The sequence below is a fragment of the Rathayibacter sp. YIM 133350 genome (assembly GCF_037404875.1).
Classification (GTDB): Bacteria; Actinomycetota; Actinomycetes; order Actinomycetales; family Microbacteriaceae; genus Orlajensenia.
This window is the reverse complement of sequence record NZ_JBBELO010000033.1, coordinates 140,043-153,593: the sequence shown is the minus strand read 5'-3', so window position 1 is coordinate 153,593 and position 13,551 is coordinate 140,043. Positions and strand designations below refer to the sequence as shown.

The window sequence follows — 13,551 nt, the reverse complement described above, 5'->3', positions numbered from 1 at the left end:
CGCTGGGCGCGAGATTCATGCGTATGTACGTGCGCTCACGCAACGAAGCCGCCTAGACTTCGGGCATGGACAACATCGACCGGAGCATCCTCGATCAGTTGCGCCAGAACGCGCGCACCGGCTACGGCGACATCGGCTCGGTCGTGGGGCTCTCGGCGTCCGCGGTGAAGCGGCGAGTGGATCGCCTCGTCGGCGACGGCGTCATCCGCGGCTTCACCATCCATGTCGACCCCACCGTCGACGGCACGACGACCGAGGCGTGGGTCGAGGTGTTCTGCCGCGGAACCGTTTCGCCCGACGAACTGCAGCGCATCCTCTCCTCCGTTCCCGAGGTGGTCTACGCCGGCACGGTCACGGGTAGCGCCGATGCGATCGTGCAGATGCGCTCGCGCGACATCACGAGCCTGGAAGCCGCACTCGAGAAGGTACGCCTCGCCCCGAACGTGGATCACACCCGGAGTGCCATCGTGCTCACCCGGCTCATCCAGCGCGCCGTCGAGGACTGAGCGCCGCGCGTGAACCGGCTCTCGTGAAGTTCTCGATCGTCGAGGGCGCCGAGGCGCCCTTCGAGCAACTGCGCCGCCAGGTCGTCGACGCGGTGCATTCGGGCGAACTCACCGCCGGCACGCGGATGCCCACGGTACGCGCCCTCGCCGCCGAACTCGGGCTGGCGACGAACACCGTGGCGAAGGCGTACCGGGCGCTCGAGGAGGACGAGGTGATCGAGACGCGGGGCCGCAACGGCTCCTTCGTGTCGGCGAGCGGCGACCCCTCCCATCGCCAGGCACAGCAGGCGGCTGTCGCGTACGCCGCGACCATCCGCCGTCTGCGCCTGGATGCCGCCGAGGCCCTCGAGCTCGTGAGGGCGGCCCTGAAGTAGGCGCCCTGCAGCAGGTCCGCCCTGAAGCAGGTCGGCCCGCGGCCCTCAGAGCACGTCGTCGCTCAGCGTCGTCGGGTTGCCGAAGCGGTGGTTCGTGATCGAGATGGCCTGCTCGTGCAGGAACGGCAGCAGCTCCACCCGGCCCGACTGCGTGACCTCGTGCGCGTACACCGCGACGTCGGGGATGCCGTCCGTCGCGGCCGTCACATCGGTCGCCTTCCCGCCGATGAGGCGGATGCGCTCCGGCGGCCGCTTGCCGATCGCGGCCAGCCACGCGGCATCCGTCTCGACCTTCAGCGGAATGTCGCGCTCGGCGAGCAGCCGGCGCACCGCAGCCGGAAGTGCCGTCGCCGACGACACCGTGAACGGCGCCTTGGCGAGAACGCCCGCGACGATCACCCGGAGCGCCTCGACGAGGGTGCCGCCCTCGGCAACGCGCACGGCGACGGGCACGGCCCGGTAGCGGAAGACGTTGCGCTCGAGTCCGAGGCGGGAGACGTCTTTCGCGATGCCGAACTCGTCGCGCCAGGCGAGCGCATCCGAGAGGGCGCCGCGGCGCAGCACGTCGAACTCCTCGTAGGAGAGCGAGGGCTGGGACGCCTCGATGAGGTGGGTCACCCGCCGCTCCAGGCCGCGCAGGTGCAGCGTCTTGGACGCCTCGTCTCGGCCGGGCTTCCAATCGCCGAGTCCGAAGAGGTAGTTGGGGCCACCGGCCTTGGTACCCGCTCCCACCGACGACCGCTTCCAGCCTCCGAAGGGCTGGCGCCGCACGATGGCGCCGGTGATGCCGCGGTTGACGTAGAGGTTGCCCGCCTCGACGGTGTCGAGCCAGAGCGCGAGCTCCTCGGGGTCGAGCGAGTGCAGTCCGGCGGTCAGGCCGTAGTCCACGGCGTTCTGGAAGCGGATCGCCTCCTCGAGGTTGCTCGCCCGCATGACGCCGAGCACCGGCCCGAAGAACTCGGTGAGGTGGAAGTAGGAGCCGGGCGCGACCCCGGTGCGGATGCCGGGCGACCACAGTCGGCCCGCAGCGTCCAGCTGCGTGGGCTTCACGAGCCACTTCTCGCCGATGCCGAGCTCGGTCAGCGCCCACAGCAGCTTTCCGCTCGCCGGCTCGATGATCGGGCCGACCTGGCTGGCCGGGTCATCGGGGTAGCCGACGCGCATCGACCGTGCGGCATCCACGAGCTGGCCGATGAACCGCTCCGAGCGCGCGACGGAACCCACGAGGATGACGAGGCTCGCGGCCGAGCACTTCTGGCCGGCGTGGCCGAAGGCGCTCTTGACCACGTCGGAGGCGGCGAGGTCGAGGTCGGCGCTCGGCGTGACGATGATGGCGTTCTTGCCGCTCGTCTCCGCGAGCAGGGGCAGGTCACGACGGAAGGACCGGAACAGCTTGGCGGTCTCGTAGCTGCCGGTGAGGATCACCCGGTCGACCGAGGGATGCGCGATGAGCCGCTCCCCCAACTCGCCCTCCTCGATGTCGGCGAGGGCGAGCACGTCGCGCGGAACCCCCGCCTCCCACAGGGCCTCGACCAGAACCGCGCCGCAGCGGCGGGCCTGCGGCGCCGGCTTGATGATGACGCCGGACCCGGCCGCGAGCGCCGCGAGGACACCGCCGGCGGGGATGGCGAGGGGGAAGTTCCACGGCGGGGTGACGACGGTCAGCTGCGAGGGCACGAAGCGTGCGCCCTGCACGGTGTCGAGTTCGCGCGCCCGTTCGGCGTAGTAGTGCGCGAAGTCGATGGCCTCGCTGACCTCGGGGTCGGCTTCGCCGATGGTCTTCCCCGTCTCGGATGCGGCGACCTCGATGAGGCGGTCGCGGTTCGCCGCCAGGGCGAGGCCGGCGCGGTGCAGCACGGCGGCGCGCTCGGCGCCGGGGCGCTCGCCCCACGCCTTTCCGGCCGACGCGACGGATGCGACGAGCCCGTCGAGCGCACCGGCATCCGTCACTCGCGCCGCGGCGATAGAGTCCTCACCGAGCGTCGAGGCCGCGACCCGCGCGAGGATGCGTCGGCCCCAGGCGCGGTTGGCGGCCAGTGAGGGGTCGGTGTCCGCCGCATTGGAGAAGGAGTCCACCCCGCGCGATCCGCGGCTGAGGCCGAGGAGGGCCGCCGTCAGCTCCGGCTGGGTCTCGCCGGGGTCGTCGGCGCGCGGATGCGTGATGCTCTCGAGCTGGGTGACCTGCGAGCGGTCCTGCGTGCGGTTGGGGCGCGGAACCGTGAGGTCGAGGTTGGCCAGCGAGGCCAGGAACCGGTCGGTCTCGCGCTGCAGGAGGCCTGCATCCGAGGTGAGCTCGAAGACGGCCGACATGAAGTTCTCGGTCGAGGCGTTCTCCTCGAGCCGTCGGATGAGGTACGCGATGGCCACGTCGAACTCGGCGGGGTTCACGACGGGCGTGTAGAGCAGCAGCTGCCCGACATCGGCGCGCACGGCCTCGGCCTGGCCGGTCGCCATGCCGAGCAGCATCTCGAAGTCGACCCGGTCGCTGACTCCGCGCCGCTCGGCGAGCAGGCGGGCGTAGGCGACGTCGAAGAGGTTGTGCCCGGCGACGCCGATCTTCACTGCATCCGTGTTCTCGGGCGTGAACGCCCAGTTGAGCACGCGCTTGTAGTTGGTGTCGGTGTCCTGCTTGCTGTCGTAGGTCGCGAGCGGCCAGTCGTGCATGACGGCGTCGACCTGCTCCATCGCGAGGTTGGCGCCCTTCACGACCCGCACCTTGATCGGCGCGCCGCCCGCCGCCCGGCGGTGCCGCGACCAGTCGGTGAGGTTCTGCAGCGCCCCGAGGGCGTCGGGCAGGTAGGCCTGCAGCACGATGCCGGCCTCGAGATCGCGCAGGCTGGGAGTGGCGAGGATGCGCGTGAACACGGCGATCGTGAGATCGAGGTCGCGGTACTCCTCCATGTCGAGGTTGATGAACTTCGGCTTGCCGGCGGCGCTCGAGCGCGCGGCGAGCTCGTAGAGCGGCAGAAGCGTCTCGACGACCTTCTCGACGGCCTCGTCGAAGGACCACATGGAGAGCTGGCTCACGACGCTCGAGACCTTGATCGAGACGTAGTCCACGTCGTCGCGGGCGAGCAGCTCCCGGGTTCCGGCGAGCCGGCGGGCCGCCTCCTTCTCGCCGAGCACCGCTTCGCCCAGCAGGTTGAGGTTCAGCCGGTTGCCGGATGCGCGCAGGCCGGCGATGATCGGGCCGAGCTTCTCAGGGGTGGCATCCACCACGAGGTGCCCCACCATGCGCCGCAGCACCCGGCGCGCCACCGGGATGACGACCCACGGGATGACCGGACCGAGAACGCCGCCGAGCCAGATCGCCGCGCGCATCGGCCACGGCAGGAATCGCGGGGCCTTCTTCGCGACCTTGGCGAGGTTCAGGCCGGCCACCATGAGATCTTCGGGGCGCATGACGCCATCGACGAAGCCGACGGTGAACTCGAGTCCGTTCGGGTCTTTGAGCACGCCGGCCAGTCGCTCGGCCGAGGGATCCGACGGCGCGTCGGCGCTGGCGGCGAGCCAGCGATGCACGAGGGCGATCACCTCGGGAGCGAGGTCGGTCTCTGTCGTCGTCTGGGTCACGTGAGGTCTCTCTCTCGAGGCGCGGTGGTGCTGCCTCCAGTCTGCCCCTCCGATTCGCTAAGCAGAAGCGAACGTTCCTGATGAATATCGATTAGATTCTCTGATGAATCACCGGCCCGGTTCGAGGGCGAGAGAGGGAGGCGAGCGGATGCTCGACGTGCGCCGCCTGCGCCTGCTGCGCGAGGTGAAGCTGCGCGGCACGCTCGCAGCGGTCGCCGAGGCGCTCGCCTACTCACCGTCGGCCGTGTCGCAGCAACTGGCGCTTCTCGAGAAGGAGGCGGGCGTTCCCCTGCTCGAGAAGGCCGGGCGGCGCGTGCTGCTCACCCCGCAGGCCGAGGTGCTCGTGCTGCACGCCACGACCGTACTCGATGCCCTGGAGCGCGCTGAGGCCGACCTCAGCGCCTCCCTCACGAGCGTGCGCGGCACCGTGCGGGTCGCCGTCTTCCAGTCGGCGGCGCATGCCGTCCTGCCAGCGGCGCTCACCATCCTCTCGACCGAGTTCCCCGACCTGCGGGTGGAGGTGACCGAACGGGAGCCAGAGGCCGGCCTGTTCGACGTCTCGGCCCGCGACTTCGACCTGGTGGTCGCGGAGCAGTACCCCGGCCACACGCGCGCCCATCGGGCAGGGCTCGACCGCGTCGTGCTCGGCGGCGACGCCATCCGGCTGGGAGTCGGCCCGCTTCTCCCTGCGGCGACGGCGAAGGCGAGGGCCGCGACCGCGCCGCAGGTCGGCCTCGCCGACTGCCGGGACCGGGCCTGGGTCATGGAGCCCGCAGGCACCGCCTCGCGGGAGTGGGCCGTGCAGCTGTGCCGTGCCGCGGGATTCGAGCCCGACGTACGGTTCGAGACGGCGGACCTGATGGCGCACATCCGCCTCATCCGATCCGGCAACGCGGTCGGCCTGCTGCCCGACTTCGCGTGGGCGGGCGAGACGCCCACGGTGCAGCTGGCGCCGCTGCCCGGTGATCCGCACCGCACCATCTTCAGCGCTGCGCGCCGTTCCAGCGCCGACCGCCCCGGCGTCGCCGCCGTGCGGGCGGCACTCGCGCAAGCCGTCGCCCTCGTGGGCGCGGGGCCGGTACCCTGAGCCTTCCGATGATGAGGAACAGCGGGCACCGGTTCGCCGTGGTCGCCGGGTGGGTGCTCGGGGCGATCGCGCTGCTCGTCGTGTGCCTACTGGTGTGGACGCAGACCGTCATGCCGGGCGACCGTGCTGCCGCGTTGAAGGCCTGGCGCGACGACGCCATCAGCATCCGCTCGACCGATCACTCCATCGTGATGACGCCGACGGATGCCGACGGCTCGGGCCTCGTCTTCATCCCCGGAGCGAAGGTCGACCCCTACGCGTACCTGTACAAGCTCTCGGGCATCGCGGCCGACGGAACCACCGTCGTGGTCACCAAGCCCACCCTGAACCTGGCGTTCTTCGACACCCGCCCGCTCGGCACCTTCACGGCCGACGCCCCCGACGTCACCGACTGGTTCGTCGGCGGTCACTCGCTCGGCGGGGTGCGGGCATGCATGCTCGCCGATGACCCCGCCGTGGGCGGGCTCGTGCTGTTCGGCAGCTACTGCGCCAACGACCTGTCGCACACGTCGCTGGGCGTACTGAGCATCGCCGGCGGCAACGACGGGCTCTCGACGCCCCAGAAGATCGCCGACTCCGCGCATCTCCTGCCGCAGTCAACCCAATTCGTGCAGATCGACGGGGCCAACCACGCCGCCTTCGGCGACTACGGCGTGCAGCCGGGAGACGGCGTCGCCACGGTGGGTTCCCGGCGGGTACGCGAGGAGATCACCCGCGCGTCGGAGCACTTCATCGGCTCCGACCGCGGGTAGGCGTCGGCGTCCTCAGAAGACGAAGACCTGGCCCAGCACGATCGCGAGCACGACGAGCACGCCCACTCCCCCGGCGACCCAGACCAGCGCCCGGCCCGAGAGCTTGGCGATGCCGAATCCGACGACGAAGGGCAACGCGAGAAGCAGCAGGGCGACGATCCACCAGAACGCCTGGTAGCCGCCCACCGTGGCATCCGAGAGCCGGCCCGCGAACAACTGCTTGGTGTGCGGATGCGTCGCGAACGCGATCGCGGCCGAGAGCGGCATCGCGATGAAGACGGCGACGACGACCCCCGCCAGCCAGCCCCAGGCGCTCGAGCGGTCCTCCGCGAGCAGAACTCCGCTGTGGTGCTGTTCCTGGACGCCGCGTGACCGATTGCTCATGAGGAAAACTCTAAGGCACCCCTGCGCCGGCTCCCACGCAGGCATAGTCTGACAGTGCGAACGGAGGTGCGAGCGATGTCAATTCGACCCACTGGCCGACTCGCCCAGCGCGACGACGGCCTCTACCTGCTCATCGACCGCCTGTTCACGGCGCCGATCGAAGACGTCTGGCACAGCCTGACCAATCCCACTGCGATGGAAGGGTGGATCGGCACCTACACCGGCAATCCCGCGACCGGCGGCGTGAAGTTCCTGATGACGGCCGAACCGGAGGCCGGCTGGCAGTACGTGAGCATCATGGAGTGCGCGCCGCCGCGCCGCTTCCTCGCCTCCGCCCAGAAGGGCGACGGCGAGTGGCGCATCTTCTGCCACCTGCGTGAGGCCGGCGGCATGACGACCCTCACCCTCGGGCAGCGGCTGACGTCGGCCGCCGAGGCCAAGACGATCGGTCCGGGATGGGACTACTACCTCGATCGCCTGATCGCGGCGCGCGAAGGTCGGCCGCATCCGGACTGGTCGCACTACTACCCGGCTCACGCCGACTACTACGGCGCGCTCCTGCCACCCGCGCACTGAGATCCGAAGGAGCGGCTCCCCTCACGACGATCCTGCGGGCCCTAGGCTGACGCCGTGAGCAATCTTCAGCAGAAGAGCCGACAGCACCGACTGCTCCAAGCGGGTGCGAGCATGGTGGCCGATCATCCTTTCCGTTGGGCGTTCATCGCCACGCTCGGCGTTCTCGTGGCGCTCGCACTCGCCTACGCGTTCGTCGGGCTCTCGACCGTCGTGTTCTCCGTCTTCGCGGCGGCGTTCATCACGCTGGGCCTCGATCCGCTGATCCGGTGGCTGCAACGCAGGGGAATGACGCGCGGCTGGGCGATCCTCACCGTCATCCTCCTGTTCGTGCTCGTCGTGATCGGGTTGCTCTGCCTCGTGCTGCCGCTCGTGATCGGCCAGGCCTCGGACTTCATCAGCGACCTGCCGGGGATGTACGCCCGCCTCAAGCAACAGGACTGGTTCCAGCAGGCCCAGGCCGGCACGGGCGGGTTGCTGGGCACCATCTACACCTGGGTGGTCGACACGGTGAGCGACCCCAGCTTCTGGGCGACCGTCGGCGGCGGTGCCATCCAGGTCGGCATCGCCATCGTGAGCGGCATCTCGAGCGGCTTCTTCATCTTCATCCTCACCATCTACTTCGTCGCGACGCTCGACTCGTCCAAGAGGGCCATCTACTCCCTCATCTCGGCGTCGCATCGCTCGCGGGTGGTCGAATACGCCGAGCGCATCATGCAGAACGTCGGGCGCTACCTCAGCGGCATGGTGGTGCTCGCGTTCTGCAACAGCGTGTTCAGCCTGTTCATCCTCACGGTGACGGGTGTTCCGTTCGCCCTCGTCATCGCCGTGGCGGCCTTCTTCATCACGCTCATCCCGCTGATCGGAACGGTGCTCACCACGGCGGTCATGACGGTGATCGCACTGTTCGTCTCCCCCGTCGCGGGGCTGATCGTGCTCATCGCCATGCTCATCTACATGCAGGTCGAGGCCTACATCCTCACTCCGCGGGTGATGAGCAAGGCGGTGCAGGTGCCCGGCTCGATCGTGCTCATCGCCGCGCTCGGCGGCGGAACACTCGGTGGCCTGCCCGGAGCCCTCGTCGCCATCCCGGTCGCGGCCGGCATCCTGCTCATCATCAAGGAGGTCGTGGTGCCGAAGAAGGCGCGCTCCTGACGCGCGTCGGCGGCTCTCAGAGCCAGAGCGACGGCGCTGCGGCGCGGGTGGCCGGCAGTTGCACGGCCTGACCCCAGTCGAGCAGCCGCTGCGGCACCTCGAGCCCCTCGGGAATGCCGCCGCTGGCCTCGATGACCTCCGCGATCGGCACGGTGCCGCCCGTCTTCTTCAGGAACCGCCCGCGGATGTAGCCCTTGGCGTACACCTCGAGCCGGCCGTCGGCATCCGGTCGCACGAACCGCTGCTCGACGTAGACGGCCTTGTCATCGAACCCGAGGATGCGCGATTCGATGGCGAAGCGCTGACCGAGCGTGAGCGACTTGCGGAAGCTCAGCGTCTCGCTGACGACGACCGGGTACCACCCGCGCGCGCGGAAGACGTCCCACGTGCCGCTGCGGATGGTCTGGTCGAAGCGGGCGATGTCCATGATCGAGAAGTAGACGCCGTTGTTCATGTGACCGAGCACGTCCTGGTCGGTCGGCAGCGTGCGGAACCACGAACGGCTCACGTCGTAGATGCCGATCGGTCGGCGCAGGCGTGCGAGCGCGATGTGGAAGATGGTCCGGAAGAACATGTGCACCGGGTCACGCTAACGGCCCGGCTGCGCATCCGTCATGGCGGATGTGGCTGACGCACAGGGGCGGCCGCACCGTGGGCGCCGGTACTGTGCGCCTTTCGACAAAGCGCGGCTGCGAGCTACGCGGCGCCCTCTCCCTCAGTGGCGGATGGCTCGGGAACCTCGCGCTGCGCCGGACCGTTGTAGACCGAGAGCGGCCGGATGAGCGCGTTCGAGGCGAGCTGCTCCATGATGTGGGCCGTCCAGCCGGTGATGCGACTGGCGACGAACAGCGGCGTGAACGTCTCGGTCTCGAACCCCATGAGGTGGTAGGTCGGACCGGCCGGGTAGTCGAGGTTCGGCTTGATGTTCTTGCGCTGCGCCATCGCCTGCTCGAGCGCCTCGTAGAGGTCGAGCAGTTCTGGCCGGTCGTAGTGGCGCACCATCTTCTCGAGCGCGCCGCGCATCGTGGGCACCCGGGAGTCGCCGTTCTTGTAGACCCTGTGGCCGAAGCCCATGATCTTCGCCTTGCGGGCGAGGGCGGCATCCAGCCACTCCTCCGCCTGGTCGGCGCTGCCGATCTCGTCGAAGGTGTGCATGACGGCCTCGTTCGCACCGCCGTGCAGCGGGCCCTTGAGCGCGCCGATGGCGCCGACGACGGAGGAGTACAGGTCGGAGAGCGTGGAGGCGATCACCCGCGCCGTGAAGGTCGACGCGTTGAAGGAGTGCTCGGCGTAGAGCACCATCGACACGCTGAAGGCATCGACGACCTCTGGGTCGGCCTCCTCGCCGAAGGTCATCCAGAGGAAGTTCTGGGCGTAGTCGAGGTCGTCGCGCGGTTCGACGAGGGGCAGCCCCTGACGGCGTCGCTGGTCGTAGGCCACGATCGCCGGAAGCTGGGCGAACAGGTGCTTGGCCTTGCGCAGGTTCTCACTCGGCTCGTTGTCTTCGGCGTCGGGGTCGTTCGCGCCGATGACGCTCACCGCCGTGCGCAGCACGTCCATCGGATGCGACTGGGTGGGGAGGTCATCGATCACCCGGCGCACATTGGGCGCGAGCGCGCGGTCGCTGCGCTCCTCCTCGACGAAGGCGTCGAGCTGCTCCGGCGTGGGCAGCTCCCCATACCAGAGCAGCCAGGCGACCTCCTCGAAGCTGCGCCGAGCGGCGAGGTCCTGCACCGGGTAGCCGCGGTAGAGCAGCGTGTTGGTCTCAGGATTGACCATTGAGACGGCGGTGTAGTCGACCGGAACGCCGGCCAGTCCCTTGTAGATCTCGCGCTCGTCCATCCACGTCCCCTTCGCTCGTGCGGCTCCCAGACTACTTCCCGAACGGCGGCGCGTGGCACGCGCCGGCCATGCCTCAGCGGGCGACGGTGAAGTTGAAGATCGAGGTGTCGAAACGGTTGTAGCCCTCGTAGTCGATGAGCTCGTAGAGCTCCGCGCGGTGCTGCATCTCGCCGAGCTTTCCCGTGAGGTTCCCGGCATCCGTCAGCTCGTCGAGGCCGCGCATCGCGGCTCCCATCGCCAGGCGCAGCAGCGACACCGGCCAGATAACGATGTTCATGCCCACGTCGGCCAGCTGCTGCACCGTGAACAGGTCGCTCTTGCCGAACTCGGTCATGTTGGCCAGGAGCGGAACGTCGACGGCGGCGCGGATGGCGGCGAACTCCGCGAGGGAGGCCATCGCTTCGGGGAAGATGGCGTCGGCGCCCGCGTCGACGAGCTTCTTCGCACGGTCGACGGCCGCGTCCATGCCCTCCACGGCCCGGATGTCGGTGCGCGCCATGACCAGGAAGTTCGGGTCGCGGCGCGCGTCGACGGCGGCCCGGATGCGCTGCAGCGCGGTGTGCTCGTCGACCACCTGCTTGCCGTCGAGGTGACCGCAGCGCTTGGGATTGACCTGGTCTTCGATGTGCAGGCCCGCGAGCCCGGCATCCTCGAGCTCCTGCACGGTGCGGGCCACGTTCATGGGCTCGCCGAAGCCCGTGTCGGCGTCGACGATGGCCGGCAGTTCCGTCATGCGCGCGATCTGCTTTGCCCGGCCGGCGACCTCGGTGAGCGTGGTCAGGCCGATGTCGGGCAGCCCGAGATCGGCCGAGAGCACTCCGCCCGAGATGTAGACGCCCTCGAAGCCCTTCTGCTCGATGAGTCGTGCGCTCAGCGGGTTGAACGCCCCCGGAAAGCGCAGCAGCTCACCGCTCGTGAGGGCGGTGCGGAAGTCGGCGCGCTTCTCGGCCGGCGTCTTCTGGGCATAGAGCATGGTGCTGCCTCCTGGGTGGCGTGCGGGTTAGAAGAGGCCCTGCGGGCTCTCGACCGATGCGAGAACGCCCGGAGCGGCAACGACCGTCAGGCCGAGGAGCTCTTCCGGACGCAGCTCGGGCAGGCGCTCGGCCAGCGCCAGGAAGCGCTCGATCTCGGCCTCCTCGAGCACGAAGTCGGCGAGGGTGCGGAACTTCGCCACGTACTCCGCGCGCCCGAACGGGCGGGCGCCGAGCGGATGCGCATCCGCCACCGCGATCTCGTCGGTGATGGTGTTGCCGTCGGTGAGAATGATCTCGACGCGGCCCCCGAAGGCCTTCTCGCCCATGTCGAGCGAGTGGTAGCGGCGGGTCCACTCCTCGTCTTCGACGGTCGTGATCTTCTTCCAGAGCTCCACCGTGTCGGGCCGGTTGGCGCGCGCCGGCGTGTAGGAGTCGACATGGTGCCAGGCGCCGTCCTGCAGGGCGACGGCGAAGATGTACGGGATGGAGTGGTCCAGCGTCTCGCGGGACGCCGACGGATCGTACTTCTGCGGGTCGTTCGCGCCCGAGCCGATCACGTAGTGGGTGTGGTGCGAGGTGTGGATCACGACGCGCTCGATGTTGGCGACGTCATCCAGCAGCAACGGGTACTCGTTGTGGAGCTTTCTGGCGAGGTCGATCCAGGCCTGGGCCTGGTACTCGGCGGAGTGCTCCTTGGTGTAGCTGTCGAGGATGGCGCGCTTGGCCTCTCCGCGCCCGGGGAGCTCGACGTCGTAGGAGGCATCGGGCCCGTCGAGCAGCCACGCGATCACGCCGTCCTCCCCCTCGTAGATGGGCGACGGACTCGTCTGTCCCCGCATCGCCCGGTCGACGGCCTCGACGGCCATCTTGCCGGCGAAGGCGGGCGCGTGCGCCTTCCAGGTCGAGATCTCGCCCTTGCGCGACTGGCGGGTGGCGGTCGTGGTGTGCAGGGCCTGGCCGATGGCCTGATAGACGATCTCCTGGTCGAGCCCGAGCAGGGTGCCGATGCCCGCGGCTGCGGATGGCCCGAGGTGGGCGACGTGGTCGATCTTGTGGGCGTGCAGGCTGATCGCCTTGGCCAGGTCGATCTGAATCTCGTAGCCCGTCGCGATGCCGCGGACGAGGTCCCGCCCGGTGAGCCCCCGGTTCTCGGCCAGGTGCTGGGCGACGGCGAGGATCGGCGGGATGTTGTCACCGGGGTGCGAGTACTCGGCGGCGAGGAAGGTGTCGTGGTAGTCGAGTTCGCGCACGGCCACACCGTTGGCCCAGGCGGCCCATTCCGGAGATGTACGGCGGCCGGCCGTCACGCCGAAGACCGTCGAGCCCTGGCCTCCCACCGAGACCGGATGCGCGAGCGCCTGGCTGCGCGCCGAGGTCACGGGCGGGCGAGTGAGCGACGCCACGGCGACCGCCGCATTGTCGATCACGCGGTTGATGACCATCTCGGTGACCTCGTCGGTGACCTCGACCGGGTCGATGGCGAGGGCCGCCAGCTGCCACGCGAGCTGACCGTCTTTGGCCAGGTTCTCTTCACTCCGATGTACGCGCAGGTGATGTGTCTTCACTCTGCAACGGTACCTAATCGCCCTGTGAGCCGGAATTTGCCGCTCAGGGGCGGCTTTCGCGGTCGGGATGGGGTAGAGGCCGAACGGGCATAGGATTCCGTCGTGGTGCCCGCATCGAACCTGCTCGCCTTCGCGCTGGCCTCCGTCGTGCTCATCGCGATACCGGGGCCGAGCGTGCTCTTCGTCATCGGCCGCTCGCTCGCCCTCGGCCGCGCGGGCGGCATCCTGAGCGTCGTCGGCAACGCGCTCGGCATGATTCCGCTCGTGATCGCCGTCGCCCTGGGCATCGGGGCGATCGTGGCGGCATCCGTCGCCGTCTTCACGGCGGTCAAGTTCGCCGGTGCCGCCTACCTCGTCTACCTCGGCGTGCAGGCCATCCGGCACCGGCACGATGCCGCCGCGGCCGCCACAGGCGAGGTCGCACCGCGACCCGCATGGCGCCTGCTCGGCGAGGGGTTCATCGTCGGCGTCACCAACCCGAAGACGATCGCGTTCTTCGTGGCCGTGCTTCCCCAGTTCGTGGACGCGCGCTCGGGCGCGCCCGCCGTGCAGTTGGTCGAACTCGGCCTGGTCTTCGTCGCCCTCGCGCTCTGCTGCGACAGCATCTGGGCGCTCGCGGCCGGAACCGCACGCGACTGGTTCGCGCGTTCACCGCGACGCATCGCACGCCTCTCCGCGACGGGCGGCGTGATGATGATCGGGTTGGGCGGCGTGCTCGCCCTCAGCGGCTCCAAGCACTGACCGGCGCGGGCGCGCGCTGAGGGGA

The 13,551-nt window shown here is 69.5% G+C and carries 13 protein-coding genes; 7 read left to right on the top strand and 6 right to left on the bottom strand.

Translation table 11 applies throughout. The features are described 5' to 3' along the window. Window positions 1-65: 65 nt before the first annotated feature. Together WDJ51_RS11210 and WDJ51_RS11205 are read left to right on the top strand one after the other, a co-directional pair. Entirely contained in the window at window positions 66-506 is a 441-nt protein-coding gene (locus WDJ51_RS11210; RefSeq protein ID WP_337852546.1) for an Lrp/AsnC family transcriptional regulator, read from the top strand. Window positions 507-529: 23 nt separating this feature from the next. Continuing rightward, window positions 530-880: a GntR family transcriptional regulator gene (locus tag WDJ51_RS11205; protein ID WP_337852545.1), complete on the top strand. Its 351-nt coding sequence runs from the start codon at window positions 530-532 to the stop codon at window positions 878-880. Window positions 881-925: 45 nt separating this feature from the next. Here the strand turns inward: WDJ51_RS11205 and WDJ51_RS11200 are convergent, their stop codons facing one another. Further along, window positions 926-4,453, bottom strand: a complete 3,528-nt coding sequence (locus tag WDJ51_RS11200; protein ID WP_337852544.1) for a bifunctional proline dehydrogenase/L-glutamate gamma-semialdehyde dehydrogenase — start codon at window positions 4,451-4,453, stop codon at window positions 926-928. A gap of 148 nt (window positions 4,454-4,601) precedes the next feature. On the opposite strand from WDJ51_RS11200, the gene WDJ51_RS11195 reads away from it, so the two are divergent. Together WDJ51_RS11195 and WDJ51_RS11190 are read left to right on the top strand one after the other, a co-directional pair. Beyond that, window positions 4,602-5,540 carry a LysR family transcriptional regulator gene (locus tag WDJ51_RS11195; protein ID WP_337852543.1) on the top strand — a complete coding sequence of 313 codons (939 nt, stop codon included), beginning with the start codon at window positions 4,602-4,604 and terminating at the stop codon, window positions 5,538-5,540. Window positions 5,541-5,548: 8 nt separating this feature from the next. Then, entirely contained in the window at window positions 5,549-6,292 is a 744-nt protein-coding gene (locus WDJ51_RS11190; protein ID WP_337852542.1) for an alpha/beta hydrolase, read from the top strand. Between the two features lie 12 nt (window positions 6,293-6,304). On the opposite strand, the gene WDJ51_RS11185 is transcribed toward WDJ51_RS11190, so the two are convergent. Then, the gene (locus WDJ51_RS11185; protein WP_337852541.1) at window positions 6,305-6,676 is read right to left on the bottom strand and encodes a hypothetical protein; all 372 of its coding nucleotides are present in this window, start codon (window positions 6,674-6,676) and stop codon (window positions 6,305-6,307) included. A 75-nt stretch (window positions 6,677-6,751) separates the two neighbouring features. On the opposite strand from WDJ51_RS11185, the gene WDJ51_RS11180 reads away from it, so the two are divergent. Both WDJ51_RS11180 and WDJ51_RS11175 read left to right on the top strand, forming a co-directional pair. Next, window positions 6,752-7,252 carry an SRPBCC domain-containing protein gene (locus WDJ51_RS11180; protein ID WP_337852540.1) on the top strand — a complete coding sequence of 167 codons (501 nt, stop codon included), beginning with the start codon at window positions 6,752-6,754 and terminating at the stop codon, window positions 7,250-7,252. A gap of 54 nt (window positions 7,253-7,306) precedes the next feature. Continuing rightward, on the top strand, window positions 7,307-8,404 hold the full coding sequence (locus tag WDJ51_RS11175; RefSeq protein ID WP_337852539.1) for an AI-2E family transporter: 1,098 nt from the start codon (window positions 7,307-7,309) through the stop codon (window positions 8,402-8,404). 16 nt (window positions 8,405-8,420) lie between these two features. Here WDJ51_RS11175 and WDJ51_RS11170 read toward each other — a convergent pair whose 3' ends face one another. From WDJ51_RS11170 to WDJ51_RS11155, 4 genes are all read right to left on the bottom strand, one after another. Beyond that, a complete protein-coding gene (locus WDJ51_RS11170) occupies window positions 8,421-8,978 on the bottom strand; it encodes an acyl-CoA thioesterase (RefSeq protein WP_337852538.1) in 558 nt (185 codons plus the stop codon). 122 nt (window positions 8,979-9,100) lie between these two features. Next, the gene (locus tag WDJ51_RS11165; RefSeq protein WP_337852537.1) at window positions 9,101-10,246 is read right to left on the bottom strand and encodes a bifunctional 2-methylcitrate synthase/citrate synthase; all 1,146 of its coding nucleotides are present in this window, start codon (window positions 10,244-10,246) and stop codon (window positions 9,101-9,103) included. Window positions 10,247-10,319: 73 nt separating this feature from the next. Further along, the gene (gene prpB / locus WDJ51_RS11160) at window positions 10,320-11,219 is read right to left on the bottom strand and encodes a methylisocitrate lyase (protein WP_337852536.1); all 900 of its coding nucleotides are present in this window, start codon (window positions 11,217-11,219) and stop codon (window positions 10,320-10,322) included. 27 nt (window positions 11,220-11,246) lie between these two features. Further along, complete coding sequence (locus tag WDJ51_RS11155; protein WP_337852535.1) at window positions 11,247-12,785, bottom strand: MmgE/PrpD family protein; 1,539 nt, start codon at window positions 12,783-12,785, stop codon at window positions 11,247-11,249. Window positions 12,786-12,887: 102 nt separating this feature from the next. Here WDJ51_RS11155 and WDJ51_RS11150 point away from each other — a divergent pair, with 102 nt between their 5' ends. Continuing rightward, window positions 12,888-13,526 (top strand): LysE family translocator, encoded by a 639-nt coding sequence (locus WDJ51_RS11150; protein ID WP_337852534.1) that lies wholly within the window; start codon window positions 12,888-12,890, stop codon window positions 13,524-13,526. The last annotated feature ends 25 nt before the right edge of the window (window positions 13,527-13,551 follow it).